The sequence below is a fragment of the Viridibacillus sp. FSL E2-0187 genome (assembly GCF_038006425.1).
Classification (GTDB): domain Bacteria; phylum Bacillota; class Bacilli; order Bacillales_A; family Planococcaceae; genus Viridibacillus; species Viridibacillus arvi.
Window position 1 is genome coordinate 2,548,407 of sequence record NZ_JBBOVG010000001.1, and the last position, 17,771, is coordinate 2,566,177.

Genomic DNA, 17,771 nt, shown 5'->3' on the forward strand with positions numbered 1-17,771 from the left:
TACATTTCTTTTTGTCACTAAATGTGATTATAAATTATTTTGAACTGCTCTTTTGTTTCATTAATTGCTTAGCTTTTAATAACTGTGGATCGTCTTTTTTGATTTTCTGACGAAGCTCTTCCATTAATGCGTATGTTGATTGACCTTTTAAAACGCCAGTTTCTTTAAGCTTTTGGTCTTTTTGGAATGCCAAAACTGCAGCTTTTGTTGAAGCATCAAATAGTCCATCAACTTTACCTGGTGTGTAACCTACTGCTTTCAACATTTTCTCAGCAGCCTTCACTTGCTCTGATAAAGAACCTTCTTTCATAACTTTTTCAGGATCAAGATATGGTAATGAAGCATAAGAAGGATAATCTACTTTAATAGTTGGTTTAATACCTTTTTCATGAATCCAGTTACCTTCAGGTGTTAACCATTTAGCAGTTGTAAATTTCAAGTTTGAACCATCTTTTAAGTTGCTAGCAGTTTGAACTGTTCCTTTACCAAATGACTTCTCCCCAATTAATGGGATATTAGCAGATTCACTAAGGGCACCAGCTAAAATTTCAGAAGCAGAGGCACTACCGCCATCGATTAATAATGACACTGGTACTGTTACTTTACGACCACCTTGTGCTTCAATTACTTCTTTTTCTCCAGTTTTGTCTTCTATTTGCATAACAGGTTCTCCTGTTTTAACAAATAAACTAGCGATATTAACAGCTGAATCAAGTAAACCACCTGGATTTTGACGCACATCAACTATAAGTGATTTCATCCCTTTAGCTTCCATGTCATCAAGTGCTGTTAATAGTTCTTTATATGTGTTATTAGAAAAAGTTGTAATTTGAATATGCGCAACTTTTCCACTTAACATTTCACTATAAACTGTTTCAATCGGAATATCGTCACGAACAATTTTCATCTTAACTTTTTTCTCACTATCACCACGAACAATTTCAAGTGTTACTGATGTTCCTTTTTCACCACGAATTAATAATACAGCTTCAGAAGATGTCATCCCTGAAATACTTTTACCATCAACTGTAGCTATGATATCGTTTGGTAAAATCCCTGCTTTTTCAGCTGGTGAGTTTTTAATCGGTGAAACAACTACGATATTGCCGCCTTGTTCTTGAATTTCAGCCCCAATACCTTGGAAGCTAGAAGAGATACTTTCATTGAAATTGGAAGCTTCCTCAACATTCATATAATCTGAATAAGGATCTCCAAGTGCCTCAATCATACCGTTGATTGCACCGTTTACTGCTTCTTCTGTATCAATGTCTTTGTAATAGTTTGCTTTTAATTCATCAAATGCGTTAAATAGTTTTTGGAATTCTGTATGAGTCGGCGTACGGACTTCTACAACTTTTTTCTCTCCAAATGTTAGCGCAAAGATTGTTAAACCAGAAGTAAATAATATTAAAACAATTACCATCATGATTAACGCAAAAGGTTTAATACGTATGTATTTGCCAGCGGGCTTTACATCTTCTAATTTTTCTTGTTCATCCGTAGGTAATTCATTTTTTTCTGGTTCGACTTTGTTTTGCTCGTCCATTCATTTCACCACTTTCAATCTTCAAGTGTTTATAACACTAATACCATAATATAGTACGGCTCTTTCAACGTCAATCAAGCCCTTTCATAGAGGGTAAAATATCATTATTTGTATTACTTCATTTAACTTATTTGAAATATACATTTAATTTTACAAGGCGAATTTGGTGGCTTTGGATTTAAATATCCTGATGAACATTGGTTAAGTGCCCTTCAATATCCTTTATCCAGGACAGTAATTCACAAAGACCACCTTCAAAAGGTGGTCTGATTACATTCTAATTAAATTTTTTGATAGATTTGATTGCAATATTACCCGAAAGTAATAAGCCTGATAGTACTAATACTGTTGCAATAATATCATAAAATGTAATAGTTTCATTTAGAAAGATGGCCGCCAGTACATAACCAAAAATCGGAGTAAGAAATAACCAATTATTTGCCCTAACTGCATCTTGCTTCAACAAGTAAAACCATAGCATCATCGTAGCGATTGATATTACTAACACTAACCATATTAACGATCCGACTAAATAATAATTCAAATTCAAAAAGTATGTATCTTTTTCTAGTATAAATGTTATAGGAATTAATACTACTCCCCCTATAAGCACTTGCCATGTATTAATTACAATATTCGGTAAGTTTAAATTAGCTTTTTTAAAATAAACACTCCCAATTGCCATTGATATCATACCCACCCCTAGAATAAGTAAGCCTATTCCTTTTACTTCACTATGTGAGATTGATGGCCAAATAGCTATTAATAAACCAACAGCAGCAACAATCATCCCTATCCATTCTTGTAAAGCAACTTTTCTTTTCAGCCAAATGTAGGACAGAAAAGCCACGATAAAAGGATTAGTAGTAACAAACAAATTAAACAAACCTGCAGATACATAGTTTAACGCCCAGAACGATGCACCTAAATAAATTGTAGTATTCAATAGTCCTAAAACAAATAAGGTTTTCCATTCCTTTTTTTTTGGCCAAGGATACTTTTTACTAATTAAATAAACAAACAGAAATAGTAATATGCCTGCGATTAAAAATCGACTAGTAGCCAGTAACATTGGGGTTGTAGAATATAAACCAAATTTTGTCGCTATAGCTGCTGACGACCATAAAAATGTAAAAAATAAACCCACTGCTGTTTTCATCTTCTCGCTCCTTAAAACAAATAATCTTTGAAATGACCTTAAATCAAGACCATAACTAAGTTTTACATACATTTGATGAGCGATTTTTTCTGAATATCAGATTTTTTTAACTAGATGTCGTATATTGAGCATTCTCTATTTTTTTGTCTCTGATTTTTTCGATACTGACTCGGTGTAACCCCCTCATGTTTTTGGAATAATCGCGTAAAGGAGGATTGATGTTCTAAACCAACTTGAATAGCAATATGTAGAATAGGTAATTCTGTATCTCTCAGTAATTCTTTAGCTTTTTTCATACGTACATCTTGTATATATACTGTAGGTAATTGACCAGTCTCTTTTAGAAACCATTCAGAATAATATGAACGGTTGTAATGTTCAAGAGCGGCAAGGTCATGCACTGAGATATTTTCATTATAATGTTCATGGATATATGTAATGGATTTAGCTTGTTGTTCTTGTATTAAACATCTAGAAATATAAGGATACAGTTCTTTTACAGCAGATCCATTCCATGACTGTTGTTCAAGCTCATTTAGTAAGAGATAGCGAATTCCTTTCCATTGATTGTTTAGTTCATAGGATAACTCCCTATTTTGCAATTGCCTCTCGTTAAGCATAAAATGAGGGATATCTAATACTAAAAATTCATTACGTTCAACTGAATGAAATGTATGATGACATTCAGGAGGAAGAAAAAATATTGTTTCAGGATCCAGTAAAAGCTTTTTCGACTCTGTTTCTATAGAAAGTTCTCCTTGGAGAGGGAGAATCAACTGTGCAAAACGATGAGAATGTTTTTCTTGAATTGAAGTATAAGTTCTTCGCTCTACTACAATTTCTCTAATTGGTTCCAATATCAATTCCTCCACTCTTTCCAATCTACATTTTTACAAGTAAGAATATTTTTACAATATTTTCAAGTAAACAAAAAGACCATCAATATATCATATGGTTCTATTCCTATAAATACGTATGTTCAATTTACTGATATAAATTAAAAAAAGCAAGCGACCTTTTCAATACCATTTCGTTTATGGTCATTTTAAGGTTACTTGCTTTTTTCTTCATTTCTAATTCCACCTTTGTAATAAATAACCTTTGTGCCACTTAACAATGAAATAAGATTCTACTTTGAAAAAGAAACAAAAAAGGACTATATAATCCTGATTGAGTGATTAATTAAGCTACTGCCACCTAAATAATAATCGTGCCTATCGCAAATATAATCGCGCTTAAAAAACCAATAACAACACCCATTTTTAGTTTCATCCATCATGCTCCCTTAATCATTTGTTGCAATTTATCGTAACAAGTGATTATGTCAAACAGATGTTATATAAATTGATTGTCTTCTATTAAATATAAAAACCCCAAAATTGAAATATTTCGGGGTTCAGTTTAGATTTATTTATTTATTTTTCATCAAAAATATAAGCTAATATTTTTACTGCTTGATCAACCGTTTCAACCGTAACATTGGCTTTATTCGACAGCTCTTTTAAAGGATGGTGCAGATTCTCTGGGCGAATCACGATTAAGGGTTTGTTTAGAGCAACAGCTGCACTTGCATCCATCGCTGTATTCCATTGCTTATACTTCTCTCCAAACAAGGCGATTACGACATCCGATTTTCGTATTAAAATCTGCGTTCTTAAGTTATTAATCTTAGATGCCGCTTCATCTCGATAAATCGCATTCGGCTGTTCACCTAATATTTCTTCTCCAATAAAATCAGAACGATCATGATTTTCCATAGGACCGACGAAATTTAGAGGAATACCTAATACTTCCGCCTTTCCCTTTAACTCCTGGCGCCAATTAGAATGAATTTCTCCAGCTAAGTAGACTGTTAATTCCATGTTAAAGCCTCCTCATAATATGAACTAATTTAGATTGCTTTTGTTTCTTCTTTTAGCCACGCACACTCTTCTTCATTTAAGTAAGGTGACAGTTTTACAAATACTTCTTCATGGTAATCATTTAACCATTGTTTTTCGCTCTCAACTAACAGTTCTGTGTTAACACCCGCTAGATCGATTGGGCAATATGTGATCGTATCAAATTTCATAAATTGACCAAACTCTGTTTTTTCGTCTTCAACAACGACTAATAAGTTCTCCGTACGAATACCATATTCACCTTCAAGGTAAATACCTGGTTCATTCGTAATAATCATGCCTCTATCTAAACGTACATGATTCGTATTACGGATGCTATGAGGTCCTTCATGTACATTTAAGAAAAAGCCTACACCATGTCCTGTACCACATTTATAATCGATACCATGTTGCCATATTGGTTGTCTCGCCAAAACGTCTAGATTAGCACCGGAAGAGCCATGTAGGAACTTCACTGCACTCAATGCAATAAATCCTTTTAATACTAATGTGAAATCTCTTTTTTGTACGTCTGTAAGTTTACCTAAAACAATCGTTCTCGTAATATCAGTTGTTCCATCATAGTACTGGCCACCTGAATCGATTAAGAACAGCCCTTCATTTTCAAGCGTAAACTGTGTTTCTTCAGCCGCTTTATAGTGCATCATCGCTGCATGTTCTTTATAACCTGCAATCGTATCAAAGCTCGGTCCAACAAAGCCCTCTTGCTCACTTCTGAAAGCTTCTAGTTTTTCCTCTGCAGCAATTTCTGTTACCTCACCAGTACTAACCGCAGATTTTAACCATTTAATAAATCTAACGATCGCTACACCATCTTTAATTTGAGACCATTTCATGTTCTCGATTTCAATATCATTTTTAATAGCTTTTAAATCTGTTGTAATATCTGTACATTCAACTTTTTTAGTAGCGCTGTTAATCGCATAGTAGAAGCTACTATTTGTTTTATTCGCATCTAAAATAATTGTATCTTCGCTTGAAAGTTTACCTAGTACTGCATGGATTTCTTCCGTTGCTTTCACTTGAATACCTTGCGCCTTAAGTTCTGCTTTAACCTCTGGAGATACTTTGCTCGCTTCAATGAATAAGAAACAATCTTTATCCGTTACAATTACATTCGCAATGGCTACTGGATTGTTTGGAACATCTACGCCTCTTATATTTAACAGCCATGCAATATCATCAAGTGAAGTTAAGATATAATAGTTTGCATCTTTTTTCGCCATTTCACTTCGAACTTCAGTTAATTTTTCTATTTGAGTTTTACCTGCGAATTTCACATCATGCATAAAAATTGCGCCTGTAGGAACTTCTGGTCTGTCTGCCCATAAGTCTCCTACTAAATCTTGATTCATTTTTAATTCGATATTTTTCGCTTTAAAATCAGCTTCCATTTTTCTAACCATATTAATAGAGAATACAGTGCCATCAAAACCTACTGTATTTCCTTTTTTTAGAACGTCCGCAAGCCACTCTGAGTACGCTGGTACACCAGGATCAGCCATTCTAAACAATCTGATTCCAGAGTCGGCTAATTGGCTCACAGCTTGAATATAGTATCTACCATCTGTCCATAGACCAGCATCATCTAAAGTAATTACTACCGTACCCGCTGAACCTGTAAAACCAGAAATCCATTCTCTAGATTTCCAATGATCTGCTACATACTCACCTAGATGAGCATCAAAACTCGGGACGATATACGCATCTATTTGATGCTCCAACATTTTTTTTCTTAACAAGGCTACTCGATCTTTAATATTCATTTCTAATACCTCCATCAGTCTAGTTTTGTGTCTTCACGATTATATAACTATGTAGTTCGTAAACTATTCAGTAGTTCTATTTTTCAGAATTCACTAAATATAATCATACATCTAAATTAGATCAAAGTCCTAACTTAAATGAGGCCTACTAAAGTGAGCTAGTTGAAAATGGAATTTATTTTTTTAATTGATTGAACTATAATATCGGGTCTATCAAAATGTATTGAATGACTTGCTTCTTTTGCTATTATAAATTTACTTTTTGAAGTAAGATTAACTTGGTTCATAATAAGTTCTTGCCACTTTTCTTCAAATAACCTTAACTCCGACTCTGGTAAATCCTCCATTGTGCCTAACTGAATGTTATGCTCTTTATCTCGACAAATAACGATTAAAGGTATATCAGGGTATTCTACCAAATTCTTAATAATATCTCCGTCCTTCTTCCAGTTGCTAATTTCAGAATGCATTGCTTTGTATAAAGAAGGACTTATCTGGAAATTTATTAAGCGTTGTTGAATATCATTCGGTAGTAGCCTTTGTTTTTCAGTTAGAGTAGGCTTAATAACTTCACTTAATTCTACACTTTTCATTTGAGAATAAGCATGACATTTTTCCATCCAAAATTCATCGGTTGCCCCTTCATTTAACACAGGTAAATCCAAATCATCTAAATCCTTTAAATCAACAGAAGTTGAATCTACTAATACTATTCCAGCAACCCTTTTAGGATACTCTTTCACAAAATGCTGTACACATAACCCGCCATAGGAATGACCAACTAGTATGACTGGTTCAGATATTTTAAGTAATTGTACCATCTCACATAATTCGTTTACGACAGTCTGTGTATTACGGACCTCATTACGAATTTCACTTGCACCTAGCCCTGGTCTATGAAACATTATTACTCTATTTGATTTACTTAATGACTCTGTCACTTCGTACCATTCATCGAATGAGCAACCCATTCCTGTAAGGATAATTATTGGTGTGCCCACTTCTCCTTTTAGAAGTATCTCAATCTTTTTTTGATTAATTATTATAAATTGACGAATTTTACTCACCCTTTGCGTAAAACTATTTAAATTAGTTTTCTTATTTAACTAACCTCCTCAACGCCTGTTTACTACAAACAGCCTTTTTCTTACACTACACTGCGCTTTAGTACAATAAGTTCCACAAAAATAGCGTTAATCCTTCTTGGATTAACGCCCCCTTTAACAAGCTTTTAATAATTGATCAACGACCTTCTACGATAGCAACTACCCTAATCAAAAAATCAATTGTAAAATTAGTATTTCTGTATAAAAAATTCTTAAAGAACAACTAAGACAAAAAGAAAAAGCAAGCAACCTTTAAAATGACTTCTAAAATTAGATTGGTCACTTTGGGTCACTTGCAAATTTCTTCCGAACTATGAATCTTTGATACGACTAGTCTTGAATAGCTGCTTCTAATGCAACAACCATCATGTCATTAAATGTTAATTGACGTTCTTCAGATGTTGTTACTTCACCAGTAATGATATGGTCACTTACTGTTAGGATAGAAAGTGCTTGACGGCCATATTTAGCTGCTAAAGTGTAAAGTGCCGCAGATTCCATCTCAACTGCTAAAACACCGTAACGAGCTAACTTTTCATTTTGGTTTTCCTCACTATAGAACATATCAGCAGTAAAGATGTTACCCACTTTTAAATTAAGGCCAGCTTCTTTCCCAGCATTATATGCTTTTAAAAGTAAATCAAAATCAGCTGTTGGTGCAAAATCTAAACCATTGAAAATAATTTCATTCATTTTAGAATCAGTAGAAGCACTTTGAGCAATAATGACGTCACGAACTTTAACATCTTTTTGAATTGCTCCACAAGTACCTACACGGATTAACTTTTGAACACCGTATTCTTGCATTAATTCGTTTACATAAATAGAGATTGAAGGTACACCCATACCTGTACCTTGTACCGATACACGTTTACCTTTATATGTACCTGTAAACCCTAACATATTACGTACTTCATTATAAGGTGTAACATCTTCTAAATAAGTTTCTGCAATGTACTTTGCACGAAGTGGATCGCCAGGAAGTAGTACGATGTCTGCGATATCGCCTTGTTTTGCGTTAATATGAACACTCATTAGTATCACTCTTTTCAATAGTTTAGTTATTCATCATATTTCTATAATTTGCCTATGATGTTACAAGCATTGTACCAAGAAAGTCTGACCTCTGACAAATATTATCTTAAATATAATTTAAAAAACTTACATTTATCAATTAATCCAATTTTTGTTTTAACTTACTTTTTTAGTTATATTTTAACTCATATAAATACCAAAGTTCATCAAAAACGCGCGCACTCATTTCTTCATCTGCTTTTTCTTCGATATATCTCGAAAGTATATGAAAATCTGTTGATTGTTTAGGAAAGCTATGATCGTGAAAAGCCGCTTCTGCAAACATAGATTTCTCATCATGTTTTCCACCGCCACGATATGTTTGTACAAAACTGTAGAACGATTGATTCATAAATATCTCCCTCCTAATAGTTACTTAGTAATGATTTATTTTTCAAAAAGTATAGAATATTCCCTCACAAAGAAGTAAAATGAACATAATTCAATAGAAATATGGAAAGTTGGTGACAAATTGGTTAAGAAATCGAAAAAAAGTAGTGAAAATGTAAATAAAAGTGAAAATCAAAACACTAATAAGTCATCAGTTTCAATGGCTTCATTTTTCAAATTGAAAAAGAAGCAAAAAAACATTGAAGTTCAAGGACCTATACAATCGAACTTTTTCCGAATGATTCGCGGCCGCATCATTATTAACTTCTTTATACTCATCATTATTCTATCAGCAATGCTTGTTGTTTCCTATTCAAATATGTCTAACCTCCAAAATGAATTAAAGGTATTCACAGGGAAAAATCTAGTAGAGCAGATGAAAGTAAATAGTTTAGCAGCGGATATTGCGAAACTATCAAACTCTGAACAAAGTTATATTATTACGGGAAAAGATAATTTCTTAAGACAATATAGTCAGGATAAAGACCGCATTGAAGCAAATTTATTAGATCTACAAAAAATATTCTCTGATCGTAAAGAAGAGCAAGACCGAATTACTTCCATCGATCAATTTTATGACAATTATATTCAGTATTCGAAGCGACTGATTGATACACGTCAAAAATCAGGCCTTGAAAATGCTCAAAAACTTGTTCTCGCTGGAAATGGCAAGACAGCAATGGGTTATATAGATGTGCATATTGAAATGATTAATGAAGTATTAACTAAGAAAAACAACGAACAAATCATATCACTCGAACAACAAACAGAAATTGCAATGATAATTTTCTTAATTTTAACAATATCATCTATTATTTTGACTATTGTAACGGGTACCATCTTATTCCGTTCAATTAAACGTAATACATCAGCAATTAATACATCTATTTTAGATATCGCACAAGCTAATGGTGACTTGACAAAACGCGTAAAAGTAAAGACAAAAGATGAATTCGCAGAAATTGCCAATAGTACAAATGTGTTAATCGCATCTATCTCAGCATTAGTAAAACGCGTGAGTACACTTGCCGAGAATGTTTCAGCTAGTGGACAACAATTAATGGCTTCAGCAGATGAAAATTCGAATATTATACAATCAATTGCTGATACAACAGGCGAAATCGCTGAAGGTAGCGAACAAACAATGCTACGGATGAATAACGCAGTTCAAAAGATGAATTTATTAGAAGAGGCGGCTCGTCATTTAAGTACTGATGCTGAACATGTAAAAACAGCTACTGATCAGATGAAGGTCGCTGCTGAGCATGGAGGTAAAACTGTCGAACAGTCATCAACTGTTATGATGTTAATAGAAGAAACTATGGCCAATACGACAGAAACCGTTGAAGCACTAGGCAAAAAATCATCCGAAATCACTTCCATTATTCGTACAATTACTGATATCTCGGAACAAACAAACTTACTTGCCCTGAATGCAGCCATTGAGGCGGCCAGAGCTGGTGAACATGGTAAAGGATTCGCTGTCGTTGCAAATGAGGTTCGAAAGCTAGCTGAACAATCTCAAAAAGCAGCACGTGAAGTAACCGGAATCGTTTCATCAATTCAATTAGAAGTACAAGCTATTGTCACACAAAACCATGATGGTGTACAAAACGTCATCCGTGGTGTTGAAGTGACAAATGAAACAAATGCTTCCTTAGATAAAATTGTCAAACAAACAAACGAAACTGTAGCCATTATTAACAAGATGGTGAGTCAAATTGAACAAACTTTAAGCTATAGCCAAGAAGTGGCTGTATCCTTTATAGAAGTAAATCAAATTGCTGAAAATACAGCTATGAGTACCGAGCGATCAGCTGCTTCTGCAGAAGAAGGCTCTGCATCAATGCAAGAAATTACAGCTTCAGCGATAGAACTTTCTCATCAGGCAGATGAGTTAAGAAAAGTGGTTGGGGAATTCAAGGTATAGTTTTTCCCACTAAATGACTTGCAAACTCTAATGAGGTTGCAAGTTTTTTTTATTCCCGACTATTGATTTCGATTAATTAGAAATTGCTAAGTTCATTCCGTTATTCCCTACCCCACACCAAATACACTTAATAAACAAAAATGACCGGAGAAGTTATCATTTCTCTCGGTCAGTTACATATTTACATATTCATCATACGTCTTATTTCCATGTAATTTGCAGCCGAAAAGATAACATTGAGAAACATAATATGGCTCGAAGAAAACTCTAGGACGGTAGCCCTTCAAAATTCGGCCAATCAGTGTATTATATTTTTCATTTGTATGTTGCAAGTCCATAATGGATTCTTCTAGATTTCCCTCTATCCACTTTTCATCCATTGCCCTTGTTTTACTTTCTACAATTTCATTAGTCGTTTCTGTTTTCATCTGGTCTATAATATCTGCGGCTTCTTCTACTCTACCTAATTGAATGAGTGCATAAACATAATGTTCTACCCAATCATACGACCTAATAATTTCTCTCCATCCTATTTCAAATAGAGGAATCGCTTCATCAAAGTAGTTAATTTGAGCATAAATTTCAGCCTCGTTTACTTCACCCATATAATTTTCATCATTTGCATTAACTTTGTTCAGTGTATTAAGTACCGAATCGTGATCATCTAACTGTAGGTATGAAACCATTTCAGCATATTTCAAATAATCGCCATCAGTTGCGGACTTTTTATAATGTTCTGCTGCTTTTTCAAAATTGTTCATATTAAAATATGCTGCTGCTAAGTTCGCATGAACTACTTCGGTATCTTTCATCTTTAAAGCATATTCTAAAATTCTAATGGCTGAAATGTATTTTTCCATTCGCAAATAAATTTCACCAAGTAAAGCAAAAGGAAAATAATGCTTTGGCTGTTTTTCAATTGCTTCAGCTAAAAGAGGTAAAGTTTTGTAATATTCTTCTGTGTCTTTTATATAAAAACATGCTAAGTTATGAAGAGATTGTATGTCTCTTTTTTCCATTACTGCTTGTTCTAGCATCAATTGAGCTTCGTCAAATTTAAATTCTAGTAATAACTGATTAACAGCTATGTTATTTAAATTCATCCTGTCACCTTCCAATTCAATTATGCAATAATAGCATATTCATATAAAATTGTACCACTTATAGGAATTTATAAACTTTTCAAATTATCTTTGCTTCATAATAAGGTTGATATTATCATCTTCACATGATAAAATTTCATTATTATTAACTTTCAAACAATTGAATATACTTACTTATCAAGAGAGATGGAGGGACTTGGCCCGTTGATATCTCAGCAACCACCCTAAATACGGGCAAGGTGCTAATTCCAGTAGACATAGTCTTGTAGATAAGGAGATTGACTTCATATTTTGAAGGCCCTCTTCCTTAGAGGGCCTTTTACTTTTTAATAAAGGATGATGACATGATGACAAACAAAAACATTGCAACACAATTAGTTCAGCTAGGAAATCATACCGATTCCAAAACAGGTGCTGTAAACACACCAATCTATCTTTCGACTGCCTATACTCATGATGGGCTTGGGCAATCAACTGGTTATGACTATACACGTACAAAAAATCCGACACGTACCGTTCTAGAAGAAGGTTTTGCTAAATTAGAATCGGGTGACGCTGGCTTCGCCTGTAGTAGCGGGATGGCGGCTGTTCAGTTAGTCCTATCCCTATTTAAATCGGGTGACGAAATTATTTTACCTGAGGATATCTATGGTGGCACATACCGCCTACTCGGGCAATACCAAGAACAATATGCAATCAAATCTCATTATGCAAAATTCTCTTCTGTAACAGAGGTTGAAAGTTTAATTAATGAAAATACTCGTGCTATTTTCATTGAAACACCAACCAATCCATTAATGCAGGAATTTGATATTGAACTTTATGCTAATCTTGCGAAAAAGCATAGTTTATTATTAATCGTTGATAATACTTTCTTAACACCTTATTATCAACGCCCAATCGAGCTTGGGGCTGATATAGTTCTACATAGTGCAACTAAATACATTGGTGGTCATAATGATGTTCTAGCTGGTCTTGTTGTAAGTAAAGGAAAAGAGCTTAGCGAAAAACTATTCACAAACCATAATGCTGCAGGTGCAACACTCGCTCCAATCGACTCTTGGTTACTCCTACGAGGATTGAAAACATTACATCTTCGCATGAAACAACATACCGAAAATGCTAAGCAAATCGCGGCTTATTTAGAACAAGAACCTTTAGTAAAAGACGTTCTATTTGCTGGTAAAGGCGGAATGATTTCTTTCCGATTACAAAAAGGTGAATGGGTAGGTAAGTTTTTAGAAAGCTTGAAATTAATTGTTTTCGCCGAAAGTCTTGGTGGTGTTGAAAGTTTTATCACATATCCAACTACACAAACACATGCGGATATTCCTGAAGCGGAACGAATTGCTCGCGGTGTAGATGACTCCTTACTTCGTTTCTCTGTCGGTATTGAGGAAGCAGAAGATTTAATCGCGGATTTACAACAAGTTTTTTCTATCTTAGAAAAAGAGGTGTCATCATATGAGTTCAATTAATGAAAATATTGAAACAACTTTAATCACAGCTTCTACTCGAGGTGATTACGAGCAAAAAACTGGTGCAGTTAATGTACCAATATACTTGTCATCTACATTTGATCAGAAACATTTCGATTCCTTTGGTCCATATGATTATAGTCGCTCGGGCAATCCTACTCGTGATGCATTAGAGAAAACGATTGCTGAACTTGAGGGAGGAACACGCGGATTTGCATTCTCTTCAGGCATTGCCGCTATAGCATCTGCCTTTATGATATTAGAAGCCGGAGACCATATCGTTGTAACATCTGAAGTATACGGCGGAACATACCGTTTTGTGACCCAAGTGTTAACCAAATTTGGGATTGAGCATACATTTGCTGACTTTTCGGATTTAGCGTCAGTAGAAGCTGCAATACGTCCAAATACAAAAGTATTATATATAGAAACTCCTGCAAATCCCCTTCTAGGTATTACTGATATTGAAGGTGTTGTAGCTATTGCAAAGGCAAATGGAGCACTAACATTTTTAGATAACACATTTATGACACCTCTATACCAACGTCCATTAGACCTAGGTGTTGATGTAGTCTTACACAGTGCCACTAAGTTTTTAGGAGGACATAGCGATATCATTGCAGGGCTTGCAGTAACAAAAGACGTAGAGCTTGGTAACCGAATCTACTTCATGCAAAACTCATTTGGTGCCATATTAGGTGCACAAGATTCCTTCTCATTAATTCAAGGGATCAAAACGTTAAATGCCCGTTTAACGCAATCGACAGCATCTGCGTCCAAACTTGCTCATTATTTAGATGCTCATGAACTGGTAGAGGAAGTTCATTTCCCAGGCTTGAAATCTCACCCAGGTCATGATATTCACGCAAAACAGGCAAAAAGTGCTGGAGCTGTATTGTCATTTACACTACCCAACCGCGAAATTACTAAAGCCTTTGTTGAACATGTTCAAATTCCAATTTTCGCAGTTAGTCTTGGTGGCGTAGAATCAATTCTTTCATATCCAGCCACAATGAGTCATGCAGCTATTCCCAAAGAAGAACGCGAAAAACGTGGTATTACAGACGGTCTTTTGCGCTTCTCTGTTGGCCTTGAAAATATCGACGATTTAATAGCTGATTTTGAGCAAGCATTTTCAAAAGTGAAAGAACTTGCTGTTGTAGGCAATAAATAGATGATTGTATGAATCGCTCCACTGATTTGGTGGAGTGGTTTTTTCTTTATTAAGTCTTTTAGGTACTCAACAGTTTAAATGAAAATATTTCTGAAACAGAATAAATGAGAATTGTGAGGTAAAGCTATTATTACTCTTAAAATTTTTTCTAAATAGAAAATGAATTTACATATTGGGACAGTAAGGTATTGTTAATAAGGAGATAAACCAAATGGGAAATAAAACTAAAAACTTACTCGCTTTATCGCCTAATTCATTGATTATGGGCATGATATTAGCTTTAGTGGGGGGATTTTTAGATGCTTATACGTATATCACAAGAGACGCAGTATTTGCGACAGCACAAACAGGAAATATGGTTTTATTTGCGGTGAGAGCCGCAAGTACGGAATATAACGGTGCCACCCTTAATATACCGCCTTTTTTGGCTTTTATAGCTGGCGTCTTGGTTGCAGAGTATATAAAAGATAAACATACTAGCCACAGGCGCGCTGTTTTACTTTTGGAATTCGCGATTTTATTTATAGTCGGATGGTTACCTGCTAGTGTGCCAAATATGCTTATCACCATGTGCATTGCGTTTGTGTCTTCCTTACAAATTGCTACCTTCAACAAATTGGAAAGATGGAGCTACAATTCAACCATAACAACAGGGAATTTACGAACCGCAGCTCAAGCTTCCTATGCTGCATTTGTAAAAAATGATCCAGAATCGATGCGAAAATTTAAGGGTTTTACTGCTATTATTCTTTCCTTTATTTGTGGTGCTTTAATTGGGACCTTCTTTTGTACTTATCTAGGAAAAACATCCATATGGATAGCAGCTGGGATTATACTGATTACCGTAATCTTATACAATAGAAGCAAAGAAAATCCGAAAGAAACTCTTGTGAAATCATGAACAGTCGCTTTTTAGTAATTGAATTTACTTATTTCACTTCATTTAATGTTTTTATAAATCCAGTTAACTTTTCTATATTAAAATTTACTGAAGGACGAATAAATACTTGATAAATATATTTTCCAATCTTCCAATGAGCATACCAACCATAATAGTGTGCATTTTGTTTATGTAATAACATTGTTATTTCTGTATTACCAATCAAGAGTTTTTCTTTTTTTACATTCCAACTTTGTCTTACTCCAATATTTTCCCCCACTTTATACGAGAGATTTTCAATCATTTCTTCTGGAGCTAACCAAAACCAAATCCCATCAGTATAATTAATCTTTGACCTATATAGGAAATGAGTTTCTACTCCAAATTTATTTTGATCAAATCCGATTGAATCCAGGAAGAATTCTTGATATTCAAATGCAGGTATAAATATGCTTTGCGAAGAAATTCTTTTGTTGATGTCGAAATTATTTTCATACCATATCACCCTAGAAATCTCATCTTCTTGCCACTTTGGTATACCATATCTTGCTGTATAACTCGTTGTTGTAAATGACTTTTTGCCCCATTTTTCAATAATTAACGAATCAAGGGGGGTAAGTGATTTAATAATACTTATTAGCTCATCCTCTTCAAATCTTCCTTTTAAAACGGATAATTCTACATTCGTGAACCATCTAGCATAACAAGCCGCTTGGTTTCCTTTGTAATCTATACCAATAAAACCAACAATCCCATCAATTTCAAAGGATTTACCAGGGGAAATAAGATTAGTATCTGCATATACAATAGGAATCCCCCAATCATAATAAAACTGTTTTACTCTTACTACTCTATTTTTACTTATAATTTCAAAACGTATCGAAGAACGAGTACTTCTTGATTCATTTTTTAGAGAAATATTCTTAACAAAACAGCCATTTGGCAAATTAAATGGACATAATATAACAAAATTAACAGATTGTTGTGCAAGGTCAAATGATGAAACATTATCATTTATATTCAATATACCTTCCCCCAATAAATTTATGATTCACTCACTATTTAACATAGATTTATTAATAATTATCACATCACAATTTTACCTTATCTTTCCAATATGTGCTTTGTTATTTTAATAAGTGGGAATAATAAGTAGTTTTCCCACAAAAAAAGGTACTTTAAAAGAAAACTTTCTAATACAATGAAAATATTCTTATATTTAACCAGCAACAAACTACACTTTGTAGTCTATTCACTGTCTACTACAAAAAAATGACAACCCACAAAATGTGGATTGTCATTTTTCTTTTTCATTCAAAGTATTTTAAATATTCTCCATAGCCTTCTTCTTGTAATTTATCTTTAGGAATAAATTTCAAAGCTGCAGAATTAATACAATAACGTAATCCTGTTGGCTGAGGACCGTCTGGGAAGACATGTCCTAAATGTGAATCAGCTTCTCCACTACGCACTTCTGTGCGGCGCATGCCAAAGCTTGTATCGAAGTTCTCTTGTATGCTAGCACCTTCAACAGGTTTGCTAAAGCTTGGCCAACCACAGCCTGCATTGAATTTGTCTTTTGAGTGGAATAAGGGTTCCCCCGAAACGATATCAATGTACAGGCCTTCTTCAAAATGGCTATCGTATTCATTTTGAAATGGTGGTTCTGTTCCATGCTCTTGCGTGACATGATATTGCATCGGTGTTAATGTTTTCAACTTTTCTTCTTTATTCATTATTTTGTCCCCCAATGCTGTTGTTGGAATGCAACTCGTCCTGAGCCAATTGAATAGCGCTCATAATGTGCTGGATTCTTTTTGTAATAATGTTGATGATAAGTTTCTGCTGGGTAGAACTTTGTTGCTGGTAGAATTTGTACAGCGATTGGCGCTTTAAATTTACCTGATTCTTGTAATGCATTTTTTGATGCTTCAGCTATTTTACGCTGCTCTTCGTCATGGTAGAAAATGGCTGTCATATAAGACTGTCCGCGGTCATAAAATTGACCACCAGCATCTGTTGGATCGATTAAAGTCCAGTAAAGATCTACTAACTTTTCATAAGGATAAATCGCTGGATCAAAAGTGATCTGTACAGCTTCAAAATGTCCCGTTGTCTCGCTACAAACTTCCTCATAAGTAGGATTTTCTGTATGTCCTCCAGTGTAACCAGATATGACGGACTCAATGCCCTCTTGCTGATCGAATGGTTTTACCATACACCAAAAACATCCACCTGCAAATGTTGCTATAGCCATATGCCAC

The 17,771-nt window shown here is 34.4% G+C and carries 16 protein-coding genes and 1 riboswitch; of the genes, 4 read left to right on the forward strand and 12 right to left on the reverse strand.

All coding sequences use genetic code 11. From position 1 onward, the window contains the following. Positions 1-34: 34 nt before the first annotated feature. The 8 genes from MHH85_RS12465 to MHH85_RS12500 all read right to left on the reverse strand — a co-directional run bounded on the left by MHH85_RS12465 (position 35) and on the right by MHH85_RS12500 (position 8,904). The gene (locus tag MHH85_RS12465) at positions 35-1,546 is read right to left on the reverse strand and encodes a lmo1851 family serine protease (protein WP_340707323.1); all 1,512 of its coding nucleotides are present in this window, start codon (positions 1,544-1,546) and stop codon (positions 35-37) included. Between the two features lie 277 nt (positions 1,547-1,823). Continuing rightward, on the reverse strand, positions 1,824-2,705 hold the full coding sequence (locus tag MHH85_RS12470) for a DMT family transporter (RefSeq protein ID WP_340707324.1): 882 nt from the start codon (positions 2,703-2,705) through the stop codon (positions 1,824-1,826). A 110-nt stretch (positions 2,706-2,815) separates the two neighbouring features. After that, positions 2,816-3,562 carry a helix-turn-helix transcriptional regulator gene (locus tag MHH85_RS12475; protein ID WP_340707325.1) on the reverse strand — a complete coding sequence of 249 codons (747 nt, stop codon included), beginning with the start codon at positions 3,560-3,562 and terminating at the stop codon, positions 2,816-2,818. Between the two features lie 558 nt (positions 3,563-4,120). Beyond that, entirely contained in the window at positions 4,121-4,567 is a 447-nt protein-coding gene (locus MHH85_RS12480) for a YtoQ family protein (protein WP_340707326.1), read from the reverse strand. A 29-nt stretch (positions 4,568-4,596) separates the two neighbouring features. Then, entirely contained in the window at positions 4,597-6,372 is a 1,776-nt protein-coding gene (locus MHH85_RS12485; protein ID WP_340707327.1) for an aminopeptidase P family protein, read from the reverse strand. Positions 6,373-6,530: 158 nt separating this feature from the next. Then, positions 6,531-7,373 carry an alpha/beta fold hydrolase gene (locus MHH85_RS12490; RefSeq protein ID WP_340707328.1) on the reverse strand — a complete coding sequence of 281 codons (843 nt, stop codon included), beginning with the start codon at positions 7,371-7,373 and terminating at the stop codon, positions 6,531-6,533. Between the two features lie 435 nt (positions 7,374-7,808). After that, positions 7,809-8,513, reverse strand: a complete 705-nt coding sequence (gene deoD / locus MHH85_RS12495; protein ID WP_340707329.1) for a purine-nucleoside phosphorylase — start codon at positions 8,511-8,513, stop codon at positions 7,809-7,811. A 169-nt stretch (positions 8,514-8,682) separates the two neighbouring features. Further along, positions 8,683-8,904 (reverse strand): YozE family protein, encoded by a 222-nt coding sequence (locus MHH85_RS12500; RefSeq protein ID WP_340707330.1) that lies wholly within the window; start codon positions 8,902-8,904, stop codon positions 8,683-8,685. A 120-nt stretch (positions 8,905-9,024) separates the two neighbouring features. Here MHH85_RS12500 and MHH85_RS12505 point away from each other — a divergent pair, with 120 nt between their 5' ends. Next, positions 9,025-10,872, forward strand: coding sequence for a methyl-accepting chemotaxis protein (locus tag MHH85_RS12505; protein ID WP_340707331.1), 1,848 nt, complete (start codon positions 9,025-9,027; stop codon positions 10,870-10,872). A 173-nt stretch (positions 10,873-11,045) separates the two neighbouring features. On the opposite strand, the gene MHH85_RS12510 is transcribed toward MHH85_RS12505, so the two are convergent. Beyond that, the gene (locus MHH85_RS12510) at positions 11,046-11,975 is read right to left on the reverse strand and encodes a tetratricopeptide repeat protein (protein WP_340707332.1); all 930 of its coding nucleotides are present in this window, start codon (positions 11,973-11,975) and stop codon (positions 11,046-11,048) included. 171 nt (positions 11,976-12,146) lie between these two features. Further along, a riboswitch (SAM riboswitch) is annotated at positions 12,147-12,251 on the forward strand. Positions 12,252-12,322: 71 nt separating this feature from the next. Here MHH85_RS12510 and MHH85_RS12515 point away from each other — a divergent pair. From MHH85_RS12515 to MHH85_RS12525, 3 genes are all read left to right on the forward strand, one after another. After that, entirely contained in the window at positions 12,323-13,453 is a 1,131-nt protein-coding gene (locus tag MHH85_RS12515; RefSeq protein WP_193739128.1) for a methionine biosynthesis PLP-dependent protein, read from the forward strand. Then, positions 13,449-14,627 carry a cystathionine beta-lyase gene (gene metC, locus MHH85_RS12520; RefSeq protein WP_445684126.1) on the forward strand — a complete coding sequence of 393 codons (1,179 nt, stop codon included), beginning with the start codon at positions 13,449-13,451 and terminating at the stop codon, positions 14,625-14,627. Before MHH85_RS12515 ends, metC begins: the two co-directional genes overlap by 5 nt. Before the next feature lie 211 nt (positions 14,628-14,838). Next, the gene (locus MHH85_RS12525; RefSeq protein WP_340707334.1) at positions 14,839-15,528 is read left to right on the forward strand and encodes a YoaK family protein; all 690 of its coding nucleotides are present in this window, start codon (positions 14,839-14,841) and stop codon (positions 15,526-15,528) included. A gap of 28 nt (positions 15,529-15,556) precedes the next feature. Here MHH85_RS12525 and MHH85_RS12530 read toward each other — a convergent pair whose 3' ends face one another. From MHH85_RS12530 to msrA, 3 genes are all read right to left on the reverse strand, one after another. Next, on the reverse strand, positions 15,557-16,531 hold the full coding sequence (locus MHH85_RS12530; RefSeq protein WP_340707335.1) for a hypothetical protein: 975 nt from the start codon (positions 16,529-16,531) through the stop codon (positions 15,557-15,559). A gap of 286 nt (positions 16,532-16,817) precedes the next feature. After that, positions 16,818-17,243, reverse strand: coding sequence for a peptide-methionine (R)-S-oxide reductase MsrB (msrB, locus tag MHH85_RS12535; RefSeq protein WP_193739124.1), 426 nt, complete (start codon positions 17,241-17,243; stop codon positions 16,818-16,820). After that, on the reverse strand, positions 17,243-17,764 hold the full coding sequence (gene msrA / locus MHH85_RS12540) for a peptide-methionine (S)-S-oxide reductase MsrA (protein ID WP_340707336.1): 522 nt from the start codon (positions 17,762-17,764) through the stop codon (positions 17,243-17,245). Before msrA ends, msrB begins: the two co-directional genes overlap by 1 nt. Positions 17,765-17,771 lie beyond the last annotated feature (7 nt).